This is a genomic window from Bacillus sp. MYb209, from assembly GCF_002975175.1.
Taxonomy (GTDB): domain Bacteria; phylum Bacillota; class Bacilli; order Bacillales; family Bacillaceae_G; genus Bacillus_A.
In genome coordinates, this window is the sequence record NZ_PCNZ01000008.1 from 74,361 (window position 1) to 100,272 (window position 25,912).

Here is a 25,912-nt window from a genome sequence, read left to right on the forward strand (position 1 = left end):
ATAACTATTTCAACATACGACGTGGCAATTTATCAATGTTCTCTAACATAATACCGGTACCAACTGCAACACATTGCATTGGGTTTTCAGCAATTAATACTGGTAATTTTAACTCTTCTGCTAGAAGCATGTCGATACCGTGTAATAAAGCTCCACCGCCTGTTAGAATAACACCACGGTCAATAATGTCCGCAGATAGTTCTGGTGGTGTGCGCTCTAGTACGCCTTTTGCAGCTTGTACAATGATAGCCGCGTTTTCTTTTAGTGCTTCTGTAATTTCTTCAGAGCATACTGTAATTGTACGTGGTAAACCAGTTACCATGTCACGTCCGCGAATTTCAAGCTCTTCACTACGTGCACCTGGGAATACTGTACCAACTTTAATTTTAATATTTTCTGAAGTACGTTCTCCAATCAATAGCTTATACTTACGTTTAACGTAGTTTAAGATCTCCATATCAAACTTATCGCCAGCCATTTTGATAGAGGAAGAGGTAACAATATCACCCATAGAAAGTACGGCAATATCTGTTGTACCTCCACCAATATCAACAACCATGTTTCCGCTTGGCTGGAAGATTTCCATACCAGCACCAACTGCGGATACTTTTGGTTCTTCTTCTAAAAATACTGTTTTACCACCTGAACGTTCAGCAGCCTCACGAATTGCTTTTTGTTCTACAGATGTGATATTTGTTGGACAGCAAATTAAAATGCGAGGTTTTGAAAAGAAGCTCTTCACGTCCAATTTGTTAATGAAATACTTTAACATTGCTTCTGTAATTTCGAAATCTGCGATTACACCATCTTTAAGCGGACGAATTGCTACAATATTACCAGGTGTACGTCCCACCATACTTCTTGCTTCTTCACCTACTGCTAATACTTTTCCACTATTACGATCAATTGCCACAACAGATGGCTCATTTAATACAATACCCTTACCTTTAACATGAATTAATACGTTAGCCGTACCTAGGTCAATTCCGATATCTCGCGCAAACATTCCCGTCATTTCCTCCTCGATATTCAAAATCAGGTTACACCCGAATTCTTTTACACCTAATTCCTGATTTTATCATAAATTTAACAGAAACGTAATATTCGCAAAAAGAATTCTTCTGAAAAATATTACCGAATTTGCAAGGAATGTTTGCTATTTTAGATTTATTGGCGCACAGGGTTTTCAGTATCTTCTTTTCTATACTTCTGCTTTGTTGCTTCTCCCCCTCTTAAATGACGAATAGACTTATGATAATCAAGAATTTCTTTCACTTCATTTGCGAGCTCTGGATTAATTTCTGGCAAACGTTCTGTTAAATCTTTATGGACTGTACTCTTTGATACCCCAAACTCCTTTGCGATTACACGCACTGTCTTTCTTGTCTCCACGATATACTTGCCAATCTTGATAGTTCTCTCTTTGATGTAATCGTGCACACCACTCGCCTCCCTAAATTGGATGTGAGAAGTGTGAAATGAGACTCGCTGCATACGACTATGAAGTAAATGTGAGTGCTGTTTGTAAGCGTTAAACATTCTTGGATTTATAATGAAATGATTCACGATTTCTCACCTCAAACACTCTCTTTGCATTGGTTTATACCATTGTATTGCCCGCACTACTGATATATGCTACATGTTCACTATTTTTGCGGACTAAGTTAAGAAAAATTACGTTTTTTTGTGAGAAATACGTTAACAATGACAATTATGGCGAAAAAAAGTGACACCTCTTTATAAAAGGTGTCACTCTTCTCTTTCATACTCTTCTTCTAACAACTGATGGTGGGGAACTTCTTTCTTACCGGCAATATAATAATATAAAGCGAATAAAACAAACAATAAAATGATAGCAATCGACAGAACAGATAAAAATGACACAGTATCCCCTCCCTTTTGTAATATATATTCGAGAATCTCGTCATTTTTCCTTGTTATTGCAACTTTTTTCTCGAAATTGATTATTTTTATATAAAAATAAAAAAATCAGCTCTCCTAATGAGAACTGATTTTTTTACTTTATTATTCTTGTGAAGAAGAACCGTTAGATGATTCTGTAGAACCATTCGTTGATTTTTCTTCTTTTTGAGATTTGTCATCTTGTTTGCCGTTCGTCTCTTTATCACTAGTCGAACCGCTTGTTGATTTTTCTTCTTTTTGAGATTTCTCATCTTGTTTGCCATTCGTCTCTTTATCACTCGTCGAGCCGCTTGTTGATTTCTCTTCTTTTTGAGACTTATCTTCTGTTTTACTTTCTGGTTTCGTGCTTGTTGACTTTTCTTCTTTTTGAGATTTGTCATCAGTTTTTTTACCAGAAGCATTTGTCGCCTTTGCAGCACCCGCATCAGCTTTAATTTCTGCTACTGATTTATTTAAGTAACGCTCAGGGTTCACAGCCACATTGTCTTTACGTACTTCAAAGTGAACGTAAGAACCTACCTCTTTATTCATTGCATTTAGACCTGATTTTCCTAACACTTCACCTTGCGCGACTCTTGCACCTTTTTCTACTTTCACACTGCCTAAACTTTGATAATATGCCGCTACACCATTTCCACTATCTACTGTTACAACATAACCAAGAAGTGAATCTTTTTCAGCTTTCGTTACTGTACCACTTAAAGCAGCTGTAACATCAAATTCTTTTCCGTTTTTCGCAGCAATGTCGATTCCTTTATTCGGGGAATATGTGTTGTTATAAAAGACAAGTGCTTTTTCTTGTTCCGCCTCTGATGCTGCATCTTCATAGAATTTCTTCTGTACTACTACTTCTGCATTTGCTGCAGCTGGCATTTTCATTACTTCTGAAGATTTTGTTACCGGTACTGCTTGATCTTCCGTTTGTGTATACGGTGTTGCTTGATCTTGGTTCGGAGCTTTCTTTGGATTAGCTCCCTGGAACCATAGCGCAACCATTAAGATTACCGCTGCACAAGCAATGTATAGTGCCGGAAACACCCATCTTTTTTGAAATAAATGTACTACTTTTCGCGACTTTTTACTATTTCTTCCTCGCATTCCATCATCACCTCAGCAATCATTTTGAACAATATTCACTCATCCTATACAACCTATAACTAATTACTTTTCGACAAAATCTGTAAAAATATGTATAAGAATTGCAGAATTTCCGAGGAAATGATGAAAAAAGAAAAAACTGAGCGTTTGAGCTCAGTTTTTAGTCCATTTGTTTCTTTCTATAAATGAAGAGTGTAATAACAAGTACTGCAACTAACCAAATTGTTATGTTCAATAAATTACTAGTAATTGCACTAAAACCTCCACCTTTTATAACACTGCTAACTGCAAGACCGATATGACGAGTTGGCAAATAATCGACTATTTTTGTAACGACTTCATTCTTCACAAACATTCCAATTAAATCACCGAAAAGGAATGTCATTAATATTGGTAATCCAATTGTTGATGTTTGCGGTACATTTTGAGCTAATAATCCAATACAAGTACCAATGAGGTTAAATATTAGCATTCCAAGAACAAAGATGAGTAATAATAATGCAATATTACCTTCTAATTTACCTAAAATAAGTAGATTAATAAAACAGATCGCTACTGTAATCATACCCGTTAATGAACTTTTACCAATTAATACTTCAATAGATGATGCTGGTGATAGCATAAGAACACGAAGCGTATTTTTTTCCTTTTCTTCAGCGATGAGCATCGCCTGTACAAAGCCTCCGACCATAACTAACGCCATCGCAGTTAACGTACTTGCTCCAACTTCTCTCATATTATCTGAGCGACTAAATAATACCGAAAAGACAAGTGGCATTACCAACATAATTAAAGTTTGTGAATTCGTTTTAAAATCCTGTACCTCTTTCCGAAAAATTGCTGAAAATCGTCTCATTGAAAATGTCATTATAGTCCCCTCCCAGTAACTTCAATAAAGATATCGCCTAATGTTGGCTCGTGTGAATGAATAGATAGTAATTCGCCTTTTTTCATCCATTCTGAAATGCGTTTTGCCCCTAATTCATCTTTTTTCACAATTTCTTTCTTCTTATCTGTTAACACAACTTGTATTTGATCTTTCGCGTATTGCAAGCGAAGGTTTTCTGGTGTATCAAGAGCTACTATTTCTCCTCCACATAGAAAGGCAATGCGGTTACAAAGCGTTTCTGCTTCGTCCATGTTGTGCGTTGTTAAGAAAATCGTTGTTCCTTCTTTATTTAAGTCTTTTAAGATTTTATGAATGTTTTGTACGTTTACTGGATCAAGTGCAGATGTTGGTTCATCTAAGAAGAGGATATCTGGTTTATGAAGAATTGCTCTCGCTAGTATGACGCGCTGCTTCATTCCTTTTGATAACTTTTTCACTTGTGTTTTTTTATCATCCAATAAGTTCACTTGTGCTAACACTTCATCAATTCGTTCTTTTTTACAATCGTATAAGTCACAAAATAATAGTAAGTTATCATAAATGCTAAGTCTGTCATATAAGCCGCTATTGTCTGTTAAAATACCGATTCGTTTGTAATCGATGCTGCTTGGCCCTGTAATGTCTTTACCTAATACTCGTACTGTTCCAACGCTATGAAGCAATTGAGAAGTTAAAATTTTCACTGTTGTCGTTTTCCCAGATCCGCTCGGTCCAAGAAATCCGAAGATTTCTCCTTGCTTCACCTCAATATTTACATTTCGAAGGGCCGTTTTTCCATCGAAACTTTTCATTACATCTTTCATTTCAATTGCCAATGTCATTTCGTCATCCCCTTTGTTTTTCTTTTTATAGATGAAAGTCGCTTTAGCGCTTTTCGTTTGTTTCGCTTTTCTTGACTCAATCATATGAAAAACAAAGGGGTTACGCAGTAAAATACCGGTAAAAGGAGTATTTTTACCGGTGAATGAATCCTATTTTGAGCTTATTGGAGCATTTTTATAGTCCAATTACACCTTTTAATTCATCCATTCGTCCTTTCGAAAGCGGGATTGAACTTTTTCTTTCGTCATCCAAAATTAAACTAAAACTATTACGTGTCCACGTAATGACTTCTCGTACTCTTTGTAAATTAACGAGGTACGAGCGATGACATCTAAAGAATCCGAATCCTGTTAATCTCGTTTCTAGTTCACTTAATGTTAATGCGCATACGAAGTCACCTTCGCGCACATGAATATGTGTCACTCCATTTTGTGTTTCAATGAAATGGATCTCCATCGGATCCAGTAAAATGATTTTATCGTTCACTTTCGCTGGTATTCTTTCCAGTTTCATTTGCGGAATCATTTGAACTACTTTTTCTTCATCTACTTCTTCAACTTCTTCTTGCTCTATTTCTATCTTTTTCACACCATCATTGTTTAATATGTATACATCTTCTGTCAACGAAAGGGCATCCGATAAAAAGGAGGACGTAATAAAGATTGCCTTTCCTTGCTCTTTCATTTTCATAATCGCTTTTCGAATAATAATCGTACTCTCTGTATCTACATTTTGCTCTGGCTCTTCTAAAATAACTAAATCCGGATTGTGAATCATAATCCGCCCGATATGAAGACGGCGTTTCTCTGAAAATGACAATTTTTCTATTTTAGCGTTTAACTTATCTAGGAGACCGACATATTGTACAACTTCTTCTATACTCATATGTGATTCATAAAGCCCTAATAAAAACTTGAAGTACTCCTTCACCTTTAAACGGTCATATGCTTCATCTTTCAAAAAACAAAAGCCGATGCGTGAATACATCTTCTTTCCAATCGATTCACCTTCAAATAGCACACTGCCCAAAGAAGCCTCTTCTTCTCCGATAATAATGCGATGCAACACTTTAGCTGTATGATTATTGCACTGCAAAACAACACATTGCCCTTTTTCAACCTCCAGTTCAATTGCCGGCAACTGGTTCGTCTTCCCTAATTGTTTCAACTCCAATAACGCCATTCTGTCTCCTCCAAATGTTTTTCCCTAATTATATCAAACATTTAATGGAAAATTATGATATTTCATGAAGTACCATAACAAATAAGGACCTGTCCCAAAATCGATGAGAGTAGCTCTTTTTTCATGTCGCATGATGGCAAATAAAGTGAAACTTTAATCAGTGGGGGTTTTGTTCATCCCCCACTGATTATTAGCCTTCACCAATCGAGCTTTTACGGGCAGCCCGACTCCCACAAATAGCGGGATAAAATTTTATCGGTGATTTTTCGAATATATCGACCACAACTCGAGTTTTATCAGCGATTCGACAATAGTAGCAACTTATAAATATGAAAAGACCGTCCCAAAACACCTTTTGAGACGGTCTCTTTTGCGTTCTATTTTTTCACCATTAACTTTCCTTCATAATCATTCATCGTCTTTATTTCAACGCCTTTATAATAATGAGCGACGATATCTGTATATTTCTTACCTTCCACTGCCATGCCATTCGCACCGTACTGGCTCATACCGACTCCGTGACCGAATCCTTTCGTCGTAACGGTGATGTTATCCCCTTCTTGTTTCCACGTAAAGTCTGAGGAGCGTAAATCTAACTTTTCACGAACTTGTTTTCCTGTTAATGTTTTCCCTTGGAACTCTACATCCTTTACTCGCTTTCCTTCCGTAAGGTCTTTAATATTACCAACCTTTCCGTTTGCTAGTACTTTCACACCGAGACGTTTTTGAAAATCAGATACTGTGAATTTTTGCTCACTCGTAAATTTTGGAGAGGCTTGATCCCACGGACTATCTACACTCTTTAAGTATGGATAATCATTTCCCCAATAATCAGCTGCATTTTCTGTTCGTCCGTTACTCGTTGAGAAGAAGGATGCTGAAATTGGTTTTCCATCATACGTTAAAACTTGTCCTGCGGTTTTCGAAACGGCTTCCTCAATTTTCTTTAAATTATTTTCGTAGTTATTACCCCATTGTTTCTTCAATTCCTCTTTGCTTTTGTACACTTGATCTTTCACTGTATCTGTCACGTCCGCATTGTTTTTCTTACCTCCGCTTAGCATACGCTGCACTACAAATGTTCTTGCTGCTAATGCCTGCGCCTTTAGCGCCTCTATTTCAAAGCTGGCATTCATCTCAGAAGCTACTACACCGGCCACATACTCCTCCATAGGTAATGTTTCTACCTTCTTCTGCTGATCACGGTATACAGCAACTTGAACCGCTGTATCCACTTTCCCTGGAGCTGGTATACTTTCTATCGCTGGAGGAGTTTTAGAAGCTGCTTCTTCCCCTACTTTTGCTTTCGCAAACGGAATAACAAGAGCAGCAGGTACAATGATAACGAGCGCTATTAAGAGCGCTACTGTAATGAAAAGCGGCTTTGAAAATTTCATCCTATTCCCCCAATATAAAGTTGGATTCCTTTCATTCTTATGGAACTACGGGATCTTTTAGAACATACTTGGGGGTATCGGTATAAAGTGAAACTATAATCAGTGGGGGTTTTGTTCATCCCCCACTGATTATTAGCCTTCACCAATCGGGCGTTTACGGGCAGCAGGGCTCCCACATAACTTCTTTGCTCCAGCCGAATTTTGAGGTGGGAGTTTTACTGCCCGCAAATAGCGGGATAAATTGAAACTTTAATGAGGCAGGGATCTTACTGACCACAAATAGCAGGATAAAAACGAAAATTTTCTAAATATTTTTACTGAGACGTGCATAAGTATAGAATTTATTGACTATAACAGTAATAACCCAAAAAAAAATAGCCCCTATGTCAAAAGACATAGAGACTACTTCAATTAAGCGTGAAGATCAGAAACTTCTTGTTCTTTCACTTCTTCTACTTTTTCGTTTACACGTTCAATAGTTGCACCTAATGCAGCTAATTTCTTATGGAAGTCTACATAACCGCGGTCAAGATGTTTTAACTCTGTTACACGAGTATAACCTTCTGATACTAAACCAGCTAAGATTAATGCTGCTGCAGCACGTAAATCAGTTGCGCCTACTTCAGCACCTTGCAGGCTACTTGGACCGTTCATAATTACAGAACGACCTTCGATTTTAATATCAGCATTCATACGACGGAATTCTTCAACGTGCATAAAGCGGTTTTCGAATACCGTTTCTGTAATCATACTTGTTCCATCAGCATGTAGTAATAATGCCATCATTTGTGATTGCATGTCTGTTGGGAAACCTGGATGAGGCATAGTTTTAATATCAACCGCTTTTAACTTATCTGGGCCGATAACACGTACACCTTCATTTTCCTCAATAATTTTAACACCCATTTCTTCCATTTTCGCTGTAATTGAGCGTAAATGTTCAGGCACAGCATTTTCAATTAAGATGTCTCCACCTGTAATTGCCGCTGCAACCATGAATGTTCCTGCTTCAATACGGTCAGGAATAATAGGGTGGTTTGCACCATATAATTTTTCAACGCCTTCAATACGAATCGTTCCAGTTCCAGCTCCGCGTACTTTCGCACCCATTGCATTTAAGAAGTTAGCTAAGTCAACGATTTCTGGCTCTTTCGCTGCGTTTTCAAGGACTGTTGTCCCTTTTGCTAATGTAGCTGCAGACATAATGTTTTCTGTCGCGCCTACGCTTGGGAAGTCTAAATAAATTTTAGCTCCTTTTAGTTCGCCCTCTACGTGTGCCTCAACAAATCCGTTACCAACTTTTACTTTCGCTCCCATTGCTTCAAAGCCTTTTAAATGTTGGTCAATTGGACGTGAACCAATTGCACATCCACCAGGAAGTGCAATACGAGCACGACCGTTACGTGCTAATAATGGTCCCATTACTTGAACAGATGCACGCATCTTACGTACATACTCAAATGGTGCTTCAATGTTTAATTCTTTAGAAGAATCGATTGTTACTTGGTTATTTTCAAATACGACTTCAGCATTTAAATGACGTAATACCTCGTTAATTGTGTATACATCAGATAATACTGGTACTTCAGATAGTACATTCTTTCCGTCACTCGCTAATAGGGCTGCAGCGATTATAGGTAATACAGCATTTTTTGCGCCCTCAACACGCACTGTGCCGCTTAACCGCTTTCCGCCACGGACGATGATCTTTTCCAAATTATTCCCCTCCGTGTCCTTTTTTCAGTATCTATTCACTCAATACTCAGAAGTTATGATCGGTGTGCCAACCACAATTGTATCTTTGTTGTTTGTAGAACGTATTGCTATTTGCACATTTATTTTCTCTCTATTTGTTGAAAGAGCGTCATTCCACTTTTTATTATATGCGGAGACTGATACAAATGCTCTTTCTTCTATCTGTTCGATCGCTCTTGCTGAAAGATCTTTCAAAACCTGATTGGTTTTATTTTGCAAAACACCTTCAATCTTATCATTCAGTACACCTTGAACACAAGTGTAAATTATAGGTTTTTCACTAAAAATTTTATCTATGTTCTGAACGTACTTCGGGTCCCATTTCGCCCCGCTCACTTCAAAAATAATAAAAGTGTTTTCTTTAGTATTTTCCTTACTCCAAGTTACTACTATTCGTTCTTCATGTGAAGAAGATTTTTTATAGGATGTAGCCTTATATCCATCTGGAGATTGTTCTAATTCCCAACTTTCGATGTTTGCCTCTTCCTTCACATCATTTAACAGTTTTTGAAACGTATGTATATTAGAAATTGTTTTCGTTTCTCGCGCTAACCATGACCACCGCTCTACTTTTGCATCGTTCTTCTCTAAAGCTGCAATCATGCTCTCCATTTTCTGTTCATCGCTTATAGGTTTCATCTCTTTATATCCAACCAAAAATAAAACAACACTTACGATAACGATAAGAATGGCTTTAAACTTCAATTTCATCCCCTCCTATCCCCATTGTTAACGGAGATATGAGGTTCTATACACTTACTTTACTAAATACGTTAAACTCTTTGAATAGCCTAAATAATCAAGGAAAAAGTTACTTACAGATGTCCCAATTGTAATTGTAATTAGGATGAGTAATACTCTCGTCTGCATCACTTTTCCAGACTTCATTAAGCGCTCAATGTGAATACCTTGTAAGGCCCACCACGTAATGGTAATAAATAATAAATGTGAAACAATGGCAATCAGTGCTTGTTGCCCTAAAAGATGTGCCAAAAAATCGACCCCTTTTTTTGCTTGGCTACTACTTACGCAAAATGTAAAAAACGATACCATAAATAAGTAGGAGCCACACTTTTTCACACGCAAATAAGCATCTTACATTTTACATCTTAATTTTCTGTTAAAAAACATATACCTATAGGTGTTTTCATTTGCTGTTACTCCAAAATAAAAAGCGTAGAGTACGGACTCTACACCCTTTATTTTTACTATTGTACCACGTTCCCTAAGAAGAAGAAATCTTTCATTAATGGAAAATATTCATAGAAGAAATTGTAACCAATCATCGGCATAATCCCTAGTATTACAATTGAAATTGCGCAAAGACTCATGACAATCTTTATATTTAACGGTAACCGAAGCTTTTCTTCTGTCTCTCCCGTGCGGAAAAATATTTGCTGTAATATCCGGAAGTAATATACGAATGAAATAACTGTTGTCCCCATCATAATAGAAGCTAATACGTAATGAGCAGGTTCAACATGAAGTGCCCCTAAAAAGATGTTAATTTTCCCGATGAAACCTGCTGTCCCGGGTATTCCAGCTAATGATAAAATAAAGACCGTCATCACTATAGCTGTAAAGGGGGACCGCTTATATAACCCTGTGAAAATCGTCATATTTTCCTTATCATTTTGTAAGATTAATCCGTGGATGATTGCAAATGCTCCTATATTCATAAGCATATATGCAAGCATATAAAACCACATACTATCCATCGTAAACTGCGATAGCGCTACAAGGGGGACTAGCAAATATCCAGCATGCGCGATACCTGAATAGGCAAATAGACGTTTTACGTTGTATTGCTTTAATGCTACTACGTTCCCAACAATCATCGTAATACTCGCTAGCACCGCAATGTATATGCTCATACGCCCGTATAAAGATTGTGCGTCTCCTTGGATTGCCACACCTGCAAACACCATAAGAAACAAACGCGTAATGAGTAAAAAACCGGAAATTTTAGAAATTGTTCCAAGAAAGGCAGCGACAGGTGTAGCGGCTCCCTCATATACATCTGGTGCCCACATATGAAACGGCACTGTTGCAATTTTGAACGAGAGTCCAACGAGCAGTAGTAGAAATGCAAGAGCTAACAATAATTGAATGCCACCAGCCAGCTCTTGCGTAAATGCCTTTTGCATTTCCACTATGTTGGTCGACCCTGTAATACCATATAAGTAGCTCATTCCAAAGAGCGTAATTGCTGTTCCAATTCCTCCGTTAATGACGTATTTCATCGCTGCCTCATTTGATGCGCGGTTTCTCTTTCGGATTCCTACTAGAATATACGAAGAAAGCGAGAGCAGTTCTAAACCGACGAATAGTGTGATGAAATCAACGCTAGAAGCCATGAACATCGCTCCTAGGAGCGCCATTAAAAACAAGTAATAATATTCTCCTTTGTCTTGAATAGGCTCCTTCTTGTCATCGCTCATTGCCATACATAAAACGAGAGCTGCTCCGCCTAACAACAACGTTTTAAACCCTTTTGAAAATCCATCTAGCACAAACGATCCATTTAAAATATCTCCTGCCGGTTCGCTGTATAGCGAAATTAATGACACTATCGCTAACAAGACAGCGGCAATTGCACTAATCGCTACGTACCTATGGTTCAACTTAAAAAACAAATCACATATGGAAAGAAGGATGGCAGCCCCGAGAATAATGAATTCTGGTACCATGAGATGCCATGATAAGCTAAGTAATGTGTTCATATCCATCCTACTTCACCCCCAATGTTTTCAATGTAGTTTGAAGCGAATCCCCTAGTAGTTCTGGCATTACTCCAATTACAATAATACAAATGATAAGCACTATAACAGGGACGTACTCCCATCCGTGTATATCAGATTTCGCTTCCCATTCTTTCTTACCAAATGTCACTTGAAGTATCGCTCTTAATACGTATACAGCGGTTAAAATAATTCCAAGTACACCCGCGGCGGCGATAACCGGTTTCCCTTGGAATAAACCGAGAAAGGCAAGAAATTCGCTAATAAATCCGGACATCCCTGGCATTCCAAGCGATGCCATGCCTCCCGCCAAGAAGAAGCCGCTAAGCACTGGAACACTTTTTGCGAGTCCACCAAGTTCTGTAATATCCGACGTCCCGAAACGCTCTTCAATGATGCCAAGTAAGAAGAAGAGCAAGGCTGCAATTAAACCGTGAGACACAACTTGGAATAGCGCCCCTTGTGTACCTGGTGCATTTAACGCCGCAAGCCCCATTAATACAATGCCCATATGCGAAATACTAGAGTAAGCAAGTACCTTTCTAAAGTCCGTTTGGATGAGTGCTAGAAAGGCCCCATACAATAAATTAATTACCCCTAAAATTGCGATTAGCGTTGCAAACTCACGAAAATATTCTGGGAATAGCCCTTTCCCGAAGCGAACAATACCGTACGCACCAATCTTCAGCAAAACCCCCGCATGAAGCATAACTACAGCAGGATGCGCTTCTATGTGTACATTGACCATCCAGCGATGCAAAGGGAAAACAGGGAGTTTAATCGCGAAAGCAATCATTATGGAAAGAAACAAGCCGAACTGTAAGTTACTTGAAACGGCCATTCCTCCCCCAGCACCTACACTCGTTAATATTTCTTTAAGCTCCGCAATATTTGTCGTACCTGTTTTCGCAAATAAAACCGAGAAAACGATAAGTAAAATAGCTGATCCAATACCGTTATATATTAAATAACTATATGCAGCCTTTTCACTCGACAATTTCCCCCACTTGCCAATTAATAAAAACATTGGTGGCAACGTAATTTCAAAGAAGATGAAGAACAGCATTAAATTTTGAGCAGCGAAGACACCGAGCATCCCTATTTCTAACATGAGTAACAGCATGTAGAATGCTTTCAAATTTCTTTTAATAGAAAATGCCGCAATAGCTGCAACCATCGCTAGAAGGGCTGTGAGCACCATCATTACAAGCGATAAACCATCAATACCAAGCTCGTAATAAATTGAAAACCACCTTTTGTCCACTGCTGTGAAATCCCCAAATTTAATCCATTTCACTTTTTCATCAAATATCGATAAACTCTTTCCTGAAGCGTATGTACAAGCGAGAACGATAGCAATTCCAAATGGAAGCGCCGTTCCGAATAAACCAAGCGCCTGCACTGTACGCGATTCTCGTTTCGGCGTTAATAAAAGCAAGAGAATTCCTAAAAGTGGGGAAAAAATGAAGAACGTTAATAGCAATCCATTCACCGTAAATCCCCTCCCGTATATAACAAAATAATTAGGAGCACTGCGAGCGAAACTGCTGTTACAGTTCCATACACTTGTACATTCCCGTTTTGAAGCCTTGATCCGATGCCGCTCATACCTTTAACGAGTCCTGCAATTAAAACTGCGATTCCTTCTACAACGTATACTTCAAATAAGCGAAGCACATGAGCGATTCCTTTCGTAATAGGAAGCACCGTCACATTGTATAGTTCATCCACATAATATTTTTCTTTCAAAAGGTTATAAAGAGGCGTCCCTTCTCCGCCGGCCCAATCTCTAGAGATAGATTTCTTGCCATATATGAAATATGCGAGGGCAATTCCCGCAAATGAAACGAGCGTCGCAACAACCATAATCCAAACAGGGCCATGCACTTCCTTCACCTGGAATCCTATATCTTTCGTAAGCCAATCCCCAAGAAACGTTCCGAACCACGGTGTATTTATATAGCCTGCCACTACCGCAAGAACACCAAGGACAATCATCGGATACGTCATGGTGCGAGGCGATTCATGCACATCTTCCTTCGTCTTCGTTTCCCCTGTAAAGACAAGAAAGTATAGACGGAACATGTAAAATGCTGTTAGAAATGCCGCAATTACCGCTAAAACGAATAGAAAGTAATTGCCATTCATCCAAGCCGCCGCTAAAATTTCATCTTTACTAAAAAATCCGGAAAGGAGGGGAACACCGCTAATTGCAAGTGTACCGATTAAAAACAGCGCAGCGGTTACTTTCATCTTCTTCTGTAAACCGCCCATTTTATTAATGTTTTGCGTGTGCACTGCATGAATTACACTCCCTGCAGCCAAGAACAATAGTGCTTTAAAAAAGGCGTGTGTCGTTAAATGAAAGACGCCAGCTACATAACCAGCAGAGCCTAGCGCAAGCATCATATAACCGAGCTGACTAACTGTAGAATAAGCAAGAACCCTCTTTATATCAGTTTGTACAAGACCGATAGAGGCCGCGAAGATTGCAGTAAAAGCCCCAACGATTGCAACAGTTTGCATCGCTACCGCACTCGCTGAAAATAGCGGGAACATCGTCGCTACTAAATATACGCCAGCTGCAACCATCGTTGCCGCGTGAATAAGCGCCGAAACAGGCGTCGGTCCTTCCATTGCATCTGGCAACCATGTATGAAGCGGGAACTGGCCCGATTTCCCCATCGCACCGATAAAAATTAATATCGCCGTTATTGTAATCATAGAAGGAGAGAGGTCGCCCGTATGAATTGCTTTAAAAATCGCGTCATATTCAAAACTACCTGCGTGCCAAAAAATTAAAATCATCCCAATAAATAGCCCAACATCCCCAATGCGTGTCATAATAAAAGCTTTTTTCGCAGCAGCCTTCGCTTCTTCTTTAAAGAAATAAAAGCCGATAAGTAAAAACGAACCAAGGCCGACTAACTCCCAAAATATATAAAGCTGTAATAAATTCGGCGATATAACTAGCCCAAGCATCGCAAATGTAAAGAGCCCTAAATATGCATAAAAGGTCGGTAATCTTTCATCACCTTTCATATAGCCTTTTGAGTACACATGTACAAGAAAACTCACAAGCGTAACGATAAACAACATTAAAGCTCCTAATGCGGTAACTTCAAAACCAAATGATATATCTATATCTCCTGTCCTAAGCCATACCCACTTATGCTTCACTGCCTCGGATGAAAACCGTTCTATTAGTACCACTACCGCGGATATAAAGGAGAGAAAGGTAAAGAAAATACCTAGTACACTACTTCCCTCTCTAATTTTCTTCCCGAACACAATAAGTAACAAAAACGAAACAAGCGGGAAAAGCGGTATGAGCCATGCATAATCGATCATTGTTTCCTTCCCCCTTTTCGGTCACAATGCTATCCTTTGAGCGTATCCATCTCATCTACATGAACTGTCGGGCGATTACGGTACAAAGCAATCAAAATTGCAAGACCTACCGCTGCCTCCGCTGCCGCTACGGACATCGTAAACAGCGAAAAAATTTGTCCTGTTAAATTCGGAAACAAGCCTAATTTACTAAACGCTACTAAATTTAAATTGGCCGCGTTAAGCATTAATTCGATACAAACTAATACAATTACTGTATTTCGCTTTGTTAAAGCTCCAAATAAGCCGATGCAAAACAAAATAATCGCAAGTGTTAAATACGCAGAAGCTGGAACGCTACTCATGGGAATCCTCCTCTCCCTCATCCTTCTTCGCAAGGATAATCGCTCCTACAAGTGCTACAAGTAAAATAACTGAGGTTAACTCAAATGGAATAATATATTTTGAATAGAGAAGTGTACCGATTTGAAGTGTGTTGTTTTCATGGAGAGGTAAACTTCCTTGTGTGCTTTGATTTGAAAAATCGATACTATTAACAGCGAAATACATAACTGCTCCAAATGCTACAACCGCAAAGAAGATAATCCATTTTCGAAGAGTAAGGCGCGATTCATTTTCCGCGTTATGTTTCGTTAACATAATGCCAAAAATCATAATAATAGTGATCGCACCAGAGTAAAGTAAAATTTGTGCAACTCCGATAAATTCGGCCGATAAGAGAAAGTATAAACCCGCAATGCTAAGGAATGTAAGCACAAGGGCCAGCATCATATGCATTACTTTCGTTAAATTCAGCATAAGAACACCGCCGATAATCGCAGACAAGGATAATATAAAGAAAGCTACAAACTCGCCATTCATGCTTTATTCTCCTTCCTGACGTTCTCGTCGTTCTCGTCAAGCCACTGCAAATTTTTAAATAAATCATCACGTGAATACTCTGCGAGTTCAAAGTTATTTGTCATTACAATCGCCTCTGTCGGGCAAACTTCTGTACATAAATCGCAAAGAATACAAATTTCAAAATTAATATCATACGTGTCGATAATTTTTCCTTTTTTCGTAGGATCAGGATGTTTTTTTCCTGTTAATTGAATGCAATCTGTCGGACAAATGTTGGAACACTGATTACAAACAATACATTTCTCTGGATAAAACTTTTGAATACCTCGAAAGCGGTCTGGTAATGGCAACGGTTGATTCGGATAATCATACGTCACCTTTTTCTTACTCAAATTACTAAGCGTATATTTTAACCCTTTAAATAGTCCTTTCATCTCTTACTGGCACCCCCTTCATAGATTAGAAGAATAGCTCCTTAATCAATGCCGTTAAGAAAATATTTGCAAGTGCGATTGGCAATAATACTTTCCAGCCGAACTCCATTAACTGGTCACCTCTTATACGCGGGAACGTAACGCGGAACCAAATTAATAGAAAGACCACACTGCTGAATTTCAAAGCAAACCATACGGCTCCTGGAATAAATCCAAGGAACATAACTGGATTCCATCCGCCTAAAAAGAGTACTGTAATTAAGGATGCCATTCCGAAGAAATATACATATTCTGAAAGCATGAAAAACGCCCAGCGAAACCCTGAGTATTCCGTATGGTATCCTGAAACAAGTTCTGACTCCGCTTCGGGTAAATCAAACGGTGTCCTATTTAATTCTGCAACTGCCGCGATTAAGAAAATGACGAAACCGATTGGCTGTGCGAAAATGTACCATACCTTCTCCTGCGCCGCTACAATTTCATTCAAGTTAAGACTACCAGCTAGTAAAACGACACCAATTACACTCATTACAAGTGGAATCTCATAAGAAATCATTTGCGCCGCCGCACGCATCCCTCCTAGAAGGGAATATTTATTATTTGATGCCCATCCCCCAGTTACAACTCCGATCGTTGTAATCCCAGAAACAGCAATGTAATACAGTAACCCTACGCCAATATCCGCGAACTGAAATTTATCGGTAAACGGTATAACCGCAAGTACCATAAATGCTGGTGCAAATGCAATAACAGGTGCTAATATAAATAACGGTTTATCAGCAGCTTTCGGAATACTATCTTCTTTTAATAATAGTTTCAAAACATCCGCTACCGTTTGGAGTAAGCCGAACCGGCCACCAACTTGGTTTGGTCCAATCCGTCCTTGCATAAATCCCATCACTTTCCGTTCTGCCAAAATACCGTATGTAACGAAGCCAAGGACTGCAAATAATAGAAGCACCGCTAATCCGAAAAAAATGAAGAAATTCGTCCAACTTGAAGGTGATTGTAAGAGCGTCTCAATCATTAGCCGTCAACCTCCCCAAGTACAATATCAACCCCACCTAAAATCGTAATTAAATTGGCGATGTTTTCACTTTTCAATAACTTCGGTAAGATTTGCAAATTATAAAAAGACGGTCTGCGAAATTTCAAACGGTACGGCTCTTTCTTTCCATCACTAGCAATATAACAGCCAATCTCTCCCCGCGGTGACTCTATACGGACGAACGCTTCTCCCTTAGGTGCTTTAATAATTTTCGGCACTTTCGCCAGCACGGCTCCATCGTTTGGGAACTGCTGGGCTGCTTGCTCAATAATTTTTAATGACTCCTCAATTTCCTTCATCCGGCAAACGTAGCGGTCCCAAGCATCTCCCGTGCTCCCAACAGGAATATCAAAGTCAAAACGATCATAAATAGAATACGGCTCATCTTTGCGAAGATCAAAGTGGACTCCCGTGCACCGCAAATTTGCGCCGCTTAAAGAATACGAGATCGCCTCTTCCGCGCTATATACGCCAACGCCTTTCACACGATTTAAGAAAATTTCATTTCCGCTAACAAGGTCGTGATACCCTTCCAACTGCTCTCTCATATACGGAACAAACTCTTTCACCTTTTCAATCCAGCCGTCTGGCGCATCCCACTTCACGCCGCCAACTCTCATATAGTTGAAAGTAAGCCTTGCACCGCACAATTCACTTAATAAATTTATAATCATCTCTCGTTCACGAAAGGCATATAGAAATGGACTAACCGCTCCTATATCAAGCAGGTTCGTTCCCCACCAGACGAGATGGCTCGCAACTCTCCCAAGCTCCATCGCAAGCACCCGTAAATATTCAGCACGCTCTGGAATCTCAAGATCCATCATCGTCTCTACAGCGTGGCAAATAACGTAATTATTCGTCATTGCTGATAAATAGTCCATTCGATCTGTGTACGGGATAATTTGCGTATATTGCAAGCTCTCAGCGATCTTTTCTGTTCCGCGATGCAAATATCCGATAACCGGTGTAGCCTCTTTAATAATTTCCCCGTCAATCTTAATTACAAGCCGAAACACACCATGTGTACTCGGATGCTGCGGCCCTACATTTAAGAGCATCTCTTCCGTACGAATCACAAGCTACACCTCCACATCATATGGTTCGTAATCTTTCCTAAGCGGATACCCTACCCAATCATCCGGCATTAAAATGCGAGATAAATTAGGATGACCTTCAAATACAATACCGAGCAAATCATACGCTTCACGCTCCGGCCAATCTGCCCCTTTCCAAAGCGGCGTCACCGATTTTACTTGCGGCGCTTCCCTATCCAGCTTTACCTTCACTGCTACTGACTGTTTCTTTCCATATGAAAACAAATGAACGTATACTTCCATATGTGTCACAAAATCTGTCGCATGTAGCTCTGACATATAATCAAAAGCAAGTCCCTCATGGAATCGTAGCAATTCCATCACTTCATAATATTTCGAAGGCTCCGCCACAAGCGTTGGAACATCTTTTGAAAGCTTATTAATATAGGAATCTACTAATGCATATTCTCCTATCTTCTCCTTAACAACCTCCACATAGCGATTTAAATATGGTTGGTTAACTGATGGTTCTTCCTGCTGCGGTTCATCTTCCTTCTTATTTACAGCTCCCTTTGCCCTTACCGCTGCTGCCGCTTTGGCAGCTGCTACAGCCTTCGCCTTTGCTTTAACTTTTTCCTCGTCCGTTACTCCTTCTGTTCCTTCTCGATTCTGCTTAGCTAATACCGCTGCTTTTGCTTTTGCGGCTGCTGCGGCTTTCGCCTTCGCTTTGACCTTTTCCTCTTCCGTTACTTCTTCTGTTCCTTCTCGATTCTGCTTCGCTAGTGCGGCTGCTGCGGCTTTCGCCTTCGCTTTAACTTTTTCTTCGTCCGTTACTCCTTCGCTTCCTTCTCTCTTCTGCTTCGCTAATGCCGCTGCTTTTGCTTTTGCAGCTGCTGCGGCTTTCGCCTTCGCTTCTTCTACATTAATCCCCTTATCTTTTGGTAGGGCTTTCTCTTTTTCTCGATGTTCTCCTTCAAGTTTAGACATTTCTGCCTCATGTTTCGCAGCAAGACGTTTTCGCGCTTCCTCTTTCGCGTGACGGGCTGCTTCTCTTTTCATACTCTCTAAGTCTTTATTTGGATCACTCATTTATTCGTCACCTGCTTCCCGGTCCTCGCCTCGTAACGAATTTTTTCTTTTAATTTATTAATTCCATAAATTAAAGCAGCAGGATTTGGAGGACATCCAGGAATATACACATCAACTGGTACAATTTGATCTACACCTTTCACAACAGCATACGAATTCACATACGGGCCACCGGCTGTTGCACAAGATCCCATCGCAATTACCCACTTCGGTTCAGGCATTTGATCATATAGGCGCCGAACAATAGGTGCCATTTTCTTCGTTACCGTTCCTGACACAATCATGACATCCGATTGTCTTGGTGAAGTCCGAAAAAATGACCCAAATCGATCTAAATCGTAATGTGATGAGCCTACTCCCATCATTTCAATCGCACAGCATGCCAGTCCAAATGTCATCGGCCATAAAGAGTTGCTCCGCGCCCATCCCTTCAACTGTTCCAATGTAGAAAAAAAGATATTTCTTTCTAATTCCGCTCGCTCCTGTGGGTGTAATTCCTCAAAATTTATAACCATTGTAACACCTTCTTTTTCCAAGCATACGCTAATCCAACTAGCAACATCACAACAAAAATGAGCATTTCAATCAGTGCAAATAAACCAAGTTTGTCATATGCAACAGCCCATGGGTATAAAAATAAAGTTTCTACATCAAAGATGACGAACAATAAAGCGAAAATATAATAACGAGCATGAAACCGAATATTTGCATCATGAAAAGGCTCAATTCCACTCTCATACGTCGTCGCTTTCGCTGCACTTGGTTTGTTTGGACGCAGCATTTTCCCTAATGTAAGAGCCACTACCGGCAACAATATACCTAATAGCAAGAAAATCAAAACAATCATATAACTATTTTCATATACACTTGCCATTGTGAAACCCTCCCCCTGAATTAAGAACAAGTTCACATAGTAAACAATATGTCTTACTTGCATCATTTATTATTTTTAAATTTTTCTAAATAATGCAACTATTTTATTCATTATAGCAAACTTCAAATTCCTATGTCGATATATTGGGAACAGAAACAACAATTAATACTTGCTGAACAAATCTATTTTTACAACTCATTATAAATGTGTAAAATAAATATAGAAATTCTATATGTTTTTCAAGCAATCCTAAAAATCATAAACTATAAAAAGGTGGTTCTTATGTATATACAGTGGGTGATATAAATGAAAAAACAAACACATATAAGTATTCTTATAAGCATTTCATTGTTGTATATAGCTATTCATTACGTATCAATGCCCTTTTTATATGAGTACGCACTCCCATTTCAAATATTAACTGGAATAAGTACCATATTAATTGATATTACAATTTGCAGTTATATATTTTATTTTTCAAATATAAAACAAGGGTTATCTCGTTTATTTTGGATAACATTAACTATCGGATCCTTCTCTTATTTCATTGGCGATATAGTAGTTGCTTATCAACGCTTAATTCTGCATGACTACTATACATTCGTTGATCCATCAGACTTTTTTTACTTATTATTTTTAATTAGCTTTGCATTTGCCTTTCTATATGAAATTATTTATGGCCGAGACTTATTGGAACAGCTTTTTACGATATGCGATATTTGTATTATTGTTACGGCTCAATTTACTTTAAGTTACTATTTGCTTATTGAAAGAACCATTCATATTTTTACAACATCATATATCGACATGTTTGTTCAACTCACGTATCCAATGGCTGATTTACTCTTTCTTTTAATAGGAATCAATCTTTTATTCAGACCATTATTCCTACTACCAAAACAAGTTGGCGCTCTTCTTGGCAGTGCTTTAATTTTGTATGCTACTACGGATGCTATTTATGCTTATATAAAATACTTCCAGCCTGAGCACTCTATGTTCACAGTTGCTCCATTCTATCAAGTAACCTTATTATTGGTAGCAATCGCCTGTATACTTCATACAAAAGAGCCTGAAAAACAAGAACAAGTACTACTAACGCCTCAATTTGGTGAATCAATCCGATTATCATTACCGTATATTTCTGTCGTGATGCTTATTGTTTTTATATTGGTCGAAAATGTTTTTGCACCTATCGTAGTAATTGGACTTATGGTAACTTTCGCCTTCGTTCTCATACGCCATATGTTAGTTCGAAGACAAAATAAAATATTATTGCTAGCACAAATGCAATTCAGCTTAGAACTCGAGAAACAAATCGAACTACGTACAGAAGATTTAGTAGAACAAAAAAATGAGTTATATCATAACCAACAAATGTTTAAATCTTTATACGAGCATCATCCAGATCCAATTTTTACATTAGATTTGTACGGTAATTTTCTCAATGTGAACAACGCTGGAACTACTTTACTCGGCTATCAAACGAATGAATTATTAAACCAACCATACTATTCACTTATGTATGAACCAGATTTGGAAGAAATCATTAATGCCTTTCATTACGTGAAAAAAGGGAAATCTATTTCTTTAGAAATACGGGCATATCATAAAAATAGAGATATTTACTACTTGCATGTTACAGCTGTCCCCATCTTTTTAAAGGAACATATTTCTGGGGCCTATTTAATGATTAAAGATATTACAGAAAGCAAGCAGCAACAAGAGCAAATTAATTTCCTAGCATATCACGATACTTTAACGGAACTTGCAAATCGCCGTTCATTTCATCAGCAGTTAGAAAAAGCAATTGCACGAGCAAAAAAATCGAAAAAACCTTTTGCTGTTATGTTTCTTGATTTAGACCGTTTTAAAGTTATTAACGATACTCTCGGTCATCGAGTAGGAGATCTTCTTTTAATTGCTGTAGCAAAAAGACTAGAACGAATATCGACGTCAAATATGAAACTTGCTCGGTTAGCTGGGGATGAATTCACAATTCTTATAGAAGATTATAAAGAAGATAGAGGTGTACAAAAAATAGCTGATATGATTGTACTATCTATGAATGAGCCATTCGAAATTGAAAATCAACATTTACAAATCTCGCCAAGTATCGGGATTGCAATATACCCAGAAGCAGGCGAAGATCCGTTATCTATTTTACAGCATGCTGATATGGCCATGTACGAAGCAAAAAATAAAGGGAAAAATCGGAGCTCTCTTTACACGAAAGAACTATATAAGAAAATGGAACGAAAAGCTCGAATCGAAAAAGATTTGCCACTCGCTTTAGTAAACAACGAATTTTATCTCGTCTATCAACCACAAATTGATACGACAACAAATAAAATTATCGGTGCTGAAGCATTAATACGTTGGAAACACCCGCTCCTAGGTGACATTTCACCATGTGAGTTCATTCCAATTGTGGAAGAGACTCCGCAGGTCATCCCACTTGGACATTGGGTGTTAAGAGAATCTTGTCTTCAACTAAAAATATGGCAAAGTTTTGGATACACAAACTTAAAAATGAGTGTCAATTTATCAGCGAAAGAATTTCAACAAAATCAATTAATCGAAAATATTTCACGAATACTAAGGGACGTTAAGATTGATCCGAAAGATGTAACACTTGAACTAACAGAACGAATTGCGATGATTGATGAAAAAGAAATATTATCGAGACTAAAGCAATTAAAAGAATATGGTATTCAAACGTCCATTGATGACTTCGGTACCGGCTACTCTTCTCTTGCTTATTTATCAATTTTCCCTATCGATACATTAAAAGTGCCAAGAGAATTTACACAACTAGCCGATCATCGACCTGAAGAAAGAGCCATCGTTTCCACTATCCTTTCTCTTGCAAATACATTAAATCTCTCTGTCGTTGCTGAAGGAATTGAAACAGAAAAACAGCTTAAGTTTCTGCAAAAAAACAACTGTAAATACATGCAAGGTTACTATTTCAGTAAACCTCTAACAAGTAAACAGTTTATAAAATTTCTACAAAAAACACCCAGTATGAACCAATAGTTCACACTGGGTGTTTTTTAAAGTGTCGGAATTCTTTTTTCGTAATATTCTTCTGCAATCTCTTCGTAAAAAGCTGCTGACGTAGTATAAAAATATGGAATCAACCATAAAAATCCAATCCCTAATGTAATACAACTTAATATAAACCAACCAATAAAACTTAAACATAAAATGAAATACTCCATCTTATGTCCAGCCATCATACGACGACTTTCTGTAATAGCTTGATTTATTGAATACTCAGGATGATCATTTATAATAAAATACGTCATCGCATAAGAAAATGATTTAATAATGCCTGGAATAATAAATAGTAAGCACCATAAGAAAATATAAATCTTTACTACTATATATAATAAAAATGACTTTATAAACTTACTTCCTTCTGTAAACCATCTAAATATATGCCCAATACGCGCTTCTTTTTCACGAATTATATGTAGTGCTAAACAATACCCCCCTAGCGTTAAAGGCCCCACCAGCAATATTGTAATAACATCTATTGAAAGTGAGCTATTCACTTCTTTCCACTCCCAAACTTGAGAGAGAATGAACTGAATACTAAAACTAAAAGCTGAAGTAAGAATCGAAATAAGTAATGTTGTCCCAACAGCTAAGCCCCATTTTCCTTCCAGTGAATCTAGCGCTTCTCCTTTTAAATCACTAATCATAATTAGCCTCCTATACGTAACAATTCTATTAGTATAGCACGTCCCTACTGCAATTCACCTTTTGCAATATAGCGATAAAAATGTGCTGTCGTTGTACCTACATATGGACTAAGCCAAAGAAATCCTATTCCAAGAGTAAGAATCGCTAAAATAGCCCATCCTATGAAGCTAAGCCATAAAAGAAATAAATCTAGTTTATGTCCCTTCATAAAATTCTTACTTTCTTTCATCGCCTGTGAAACGCTATAATCTGGATTTTCAATCATAACATAATACGTCATCGCATAAGAAAAATACATCACAATCATTACAACAATCGAAATAGCTAATAGTACAAAGAAAGCAATCGTTAACGATACATTCCCTTCCTCACCAAAAAACGCGAATACACCTAGTAACAACATCGGAATCCACGTACCTGTATATAACAAAATCGCAAGCATAGCCCACATTGTTTTCATCATTCTTTTAAAGCCACGAAATCCTTCAAATAAATAATCTACTCTAGCATCTTCTCGTTTACTAATTTGTAGCAACACATTCGTATAACCGTATGATGTAATACCATAAGATGCATTACTCAAAATGATCATTATGCAATAAAAAATTCCAAATATAATACCTGCTCCGACTGATATTGTTTCCTCTTCAAGTGATCCTGTTAAACCAGCAAATAAGAAAAATATAATAATTCCTGGAATTAAAAGTATAAGCATTGCAGCCATTGAAACAACATAACTTAAAATAATATGTAAAATCGTTGATCCAACACCTAGTCCCCATTTTCCCTTTAAAGAGTACAATGCTTCTCGTTTCATTTCACCGATCATTTATTCAGCTCCTTTATGAAATATAAATTGTTATATATTCTCTACTTATACAAACAACAATATAATTATACCAATTTTGTTAGTTTATTCTATCTACTAAATTGAGTTTCAGTTTCGACATTTAAATAAAACACAGCTATGCATAACAAAAACTAACTTGCAGTTCTTTTTATTTCTTGATTTTCACTTAACATGGGACAGAAAAAAGCTCTGGTCGCTTCTATGCACGGCTAGATGCTCTCTCCTAGTTAAAAAGAGGCGTTTTTTTCCCCATCTAAATTTATAGCTATATATAACAAAAAGATAACCTGCAGTTCTTTTTATTTCTTGATTTTCACTTGGCATGGGGCAGAAAAAGGCTCTGACCGCTTCTATGCATGGCTAGATGCTCTCTCCTAGCTAAAAAGAGGCGTTTTTTTCCCCTTTTAATTTATATCCATAACAAAAAATCCGTAAAGGCAAGAGCCCTTACGGATTTTTTTATTTCATATCAGAAACGTTTAAACGGTTCACAGCACGCTGTAATGCCATTTCTGCACGTCTAAAGTCAACATGTGCTTGTTTATCTTGCATACGTTGCTCAGCGCGACGTTTCGATTCATTTGCACGATGGATATCGATATGGTTTGCTTCTTCAGCAGATGATGATAATACAGTTACTTTATCTGGACGAACTTCGATAAAGCCACCGCTTACTGCTACATAATCAGTGTGCCCACCATTTTTCAGACGAACTGCACTAATTTTTAGCGGTGCAACAGTTGGAATGTGACCTGGTAAGATCCCCATTTCCCCACTCTCTGCTTTTACACTCACCATTTCTACTTCTTTTTCGTAAACCGGTCCATCAGGAGTTACAATACTGACTGGAAATGTCTTCATAATTCGTCCC

The 25,912-nt window shown here is 38.1% G+C and carries 26 protein-coding genes; 1 reads left to right on the forward strand and 25 read right to left on the reverse strand.

Annotation, left to right across the window (positions count from 1 at the left end):
- Positions 1-4: 4 nt before the first annotated feature.
- The 22 genes from mreB to nuoA form a co-directional block, all read right to left on the reverse strand.
- Positions 5-1,006 carry a rod shape-determining protein gene (mreB, locus tag CQZ94_RS15175; RefSeq protein WP_044438315.1) on the reverse strand — a complete coding sequence of 334 codons (1,002 nt, stop codon included), beginning with the start codon at positions 1,004-1,006 and terminating at the stop codon, positions 5-7.
- 161 nt (positions 1,007-1,167) lie between these two features.
- Positions 1,168-1,440: a sporulation transcriptional regulator SpoIIID gene (gene spoIIID / locus CQZ94_RS15180; RefSeq protein ID WP_002089714.1), complete on the reverse strand. Its 273-nt coding sequence runs from the start codon at positions 1,438-1,440 to the stop codon at positions 1,168-1,170.
- Between the two features lie 309 nt (positions 1,441-1,749).
- Entirely contained in the window at positions 1,750-1,884 is a 135-nt protein-coding gene (locus CQZ94_RS15185) for a hypothetical protein (protein ID WP_002016211.1), read from the reverse strand.
- Positions 1,885-2,025: 141 nt separating this feature from the next.
- Positions 2,026-3,021, reverse strand: coding sequence for a stage II sporulation protein SpoIIQ (gene spoIIQ / locus CQZ94_RS15190; protein ID WP_105586048.1), 996 nt, complete (start codon positions 3,019-3,021; stop codon positions 2,026-2,028).
- Between the two features lie 160 nt (positions 3,022-3,181).
- Entirely contained in the window at positions 3,182-3,889 is a 708-nt protein-coding gene (locus tag CQZ94_RS15195; protein WP_078176152.1) for an ABC transporter permease, read from the reverse strand.
- On the reverse strand, positions 3,889-4,731 hold the full coding sequence (locus CQZ94_RS15200) for an ABC transporter ATP-binding protein (RefSeq protein WP_002184548.1): 843 nt from the start codon (positions 4,729-4,731) through the stop codon (positions 3,889-3,891). The genes CQZ94_RS15195 and CQZ94_RS15200 overlap by 1 nt, the downstream gene beginning before the upstream one ends.
- Before the next feature lie 175 nt (positions 4,732-4,906).
- Positions 4,907-5,914, reverse strand: a complete 1,008-nt coding sequence (locus tag CQZ94_RS15205) for a LytTR family transcriptional regulator DNA-binding domain-containing protein (RefSeq protein ID WP_002184547.1) — start codon at positions 5,912-5,914, stop codon at positions 4,907-4,909.
- 377 nt (positions 5,915-6,291) lie between these two features.
- Positions 6,292-7,311 (reverse strand): stage II sporulation protein D, encoded by a 1,020-nt coding sequence (gene spoIID / locus CQZ94_RS15210; protein WP_002184544.1) that lies wholly within the window; start codon positions 7,309-7,311, stop codon positions 6,292-6,294.
- Between the two features lie 411 nt (positions 7,312-7,722).
- Positions 7,723-9,027 (reverse strand): UDP-N-acetylglucosamine 1-carboxyvinyltransferase, encoded by a 1,305-nt coding sequence (gene murA, locus CQZ94_RS15215; RefSeq protein WP_002068497.1) that lies wholly within the window; start codon positions 9,025-9,027, stop codon positions 7,723-7,725.
- Positions 9,028-9,066: 39 nt separating this feature from the next.
- Positions 9,067-9,771 carry a YwmB family TATA-box binding protein gene (locus CQZ94_RS15220; protein ID WP_181149507.1) on the reverse strand — a complete coding sequence of 235 codons (705 nt, stop codon included), beginning with the start codon at positions 9,769-9,771 and terminating at the stop codon, positions 9,067-9,069.
- Positions 9,772-9,822: 51 nt separating this feature from the next.
- Entirely contained in the window at positions 9,823-10,059 is a 237-nt protein-coding gene (locus CQZ94_RS15225) for a DUF1146 family protein (protein WP_002113021.1), read from the reverse strand.
- 215 nt (positions 10,060-10,274) lie between these two features.
- Positions 10,275-11,789 carry an NADH-quinone oxidoreductase subunit NuoN gene (nuoN, locus tag CQZ94_RS15230; RefSeq protein WP_374954546.1) on the reverse strand — a complete coding sequence of 505 codons (1,515 nt, stop codon included), beginning with the start codon at positions 11,787-11,789 and terminating at the stop codon, positions 10,275-10,277.
- Positions 11,790-11,796: 7 nt separating this feature from the next.
- Positions 11,797-13,299, reverse strand: coding sequence for an NADH-quinone oxidoreductase subunit M (locus CQZ94_RS15235; protein ID WP_105586051.1), 1,503 nt, complete (start codon positions 13,297-13,299; stop codon positions 11,797-11,799).
- Entirely contained in the window at positions 13,296-15,158 is a 1,863-nt protein-coding gene (gene nuoL, locus CQZ94_RS15240; protein ID WP_105586052.1) for an NADH-quinone oxidoreductase subunit L, read from the reverse strand. The genes CQZ94_RS15235 and nuoL overlap by 4 nt, the downstream gene beginning before the upstream one ends.
- Before the next feature lie 29 nt (positions 15,159-15,187).
- Complete coding sequence (gene nuoK / locus CQZ94_RS15245) at positions 15,188-15,502, reverse strand: NADH-quinone oxidoreductase subunit NuoK (protein WP_000100081.1); 315 nt, start codon at positions 15,500-15,502, stop codon at positions 15,188-15,190.
- Entirely contained in the window at positions 15,495-16,019 is a 525-nt protein-coding gene (locus tag CQZ94_RS15250) for an NADH-quinone oxidoreductase subunit J (RefSeq protein ID WP_001012819.1), read from the reverse strand. The genes nuoK and CQZ94_RS15250 overlap by 8 nt, the downstream gene beginning before the upstream one ends.
- On the reverse strand, positions 16,016-16,435 hold the full coding sequence (gene nuoI, locus CQZ94_RS15255) for an NADH-quinone oxidoreductase subunit NuoI (protein ID WP_000677191.1): 420 nt from the start codon (positions 16,433-16,435) through the stop codon (positions 16,016-16,018). The genes CQZ94_RS15250 and nuoI overlap by 4 nt, the downstream gene beginning before the upstream one ends.
- A 25-nt stretch (positions 16,436-16,460) precedes the next feature.
- Positions 16,461-17,462, reverse strand: a complete 1,002-nt coding sequence (gene nuoH, locus CQZ94_RS15260; protein WP_002144750.1) for an NADH-quinone oxidoreductase subunit NuoH — start codon at positions 17,460-17,462, stop codon at positions 16,461-16,463.
- On the reverse strand, positions 17,462-18,562 hold the full coding sequence (nuoD, locus tag CQZ94_RS15265; protein WP_105586053.1) for an NADH-quinone oxidoreductase subunit NuoD: 1,101 nt from the start codon (positions 18,560-18,562) through the stop codon (positions 17,462-17,464). Before nuoD ends, nuoH begins: the two co-directional genes overlap by 1 nt.
- Positions 18,563-18,565: 3 nt before the next feature.
- Complete coding sequence (locus CQZ94_RS15270; protein WP_105586054.1) at positions 18,566-19,609, reverse strand: NADH-quinone oxidoreductase subunit C; 1,044 nt, start codon at positions 19,607-19,609, stop codon at positions 18,566-18,568.
- Positions 19,606-20,124, reverse strand: a complete 519-nt coding sequence (nuoB, locus tag CQZ94_RS15275; RefSeq protein WP_002089729.1) for an NADH-quinone oxidoreductase subunit NuoB — start codon at positions 20,122-20,124, stop codon at positions 19,606-19,608. Before nuoB ends, CQZ94_RS15270 begins: the two co-directional genes overlap by 4 nt.
- Positions 20,115-20,483, reverse strand: coding sequence for an NADH-quinone oxidoreductase subunit NuoA (nuoA, locus tag CQZ94_RS15280; RefSeq protein WP_000179270.1), 369 nt, complete (start codon positions 20,481-20,483; stop codon positions 20,115-20,117). The genes nuoB and nuoA overlap by 10 nt, the downstream gene beginning before the upstream one ends.
- A gap of 306 nt (positions 20,484-20,789) precedes the next feature.
- On the opposite strand from nuoA, the gene CQZ94_RS15285 reads away from it, so the two are divergent.
- Positions 20,790-23,519, forward strand: coding sequence for a putative bifunctional diguanylate cyclase/phosphodiesterase (locus CQZ94_RS15285; protein ID WP_105586055.1), 2,730 nt, complete (start codon positions 20,790-20,792; stop codon positions 23,517-23,519).
- Between the two features lie 17 nt (positions 23,520-23,536).
- Here CQZ94_RS15285 and CQZ94_RS15290 read toward each other — a convergent pair whose 3' ends face one another.
- The 3 genes from CQZ94_RS15290 to atpC all read right to left on the reverse strand — a co-directional run bounded on the left by CQZ94_RS15290 (position 23,537) and on the right by atpC (position 25,902).
- Positions 23,537-24,190, reverse strand: coding sequence for a DUF975 family protein (locus CQZ94_RS15290; RefSeq protein WP_105586056.1), 654 nt, complete (start codon positions 24,188-24,190; stop codon positions 23,537-23,539).
- A gap of 44 nt (positions 24,191-24,234) precedes the next feature.
- A complete protein-coding gene (locus CQZ94_RS15295; protein WP_105586057.1) occupies positions 24,235-25,020 on the reverse strand; it encodes a DUF975 family protein in 786 nt (261 codons plus the stop codon).
- A gap of 480 nt (positions 25,021-25,500) precedes the next feature.
- Positions 25,501-25,902, reverse strand: coding sequence for a F0F1 ATP synthase subunit epsilon (gene atpC / locus CQZ94_RS15300; RefSeq protein ID WP_002016279.1), 402 nt, complete (start codon positions 25,900-25,902; stop codon positions 25,501-25,503).
- Positions 25,903-25,912 lie beyond the last annotated feature (10 nt).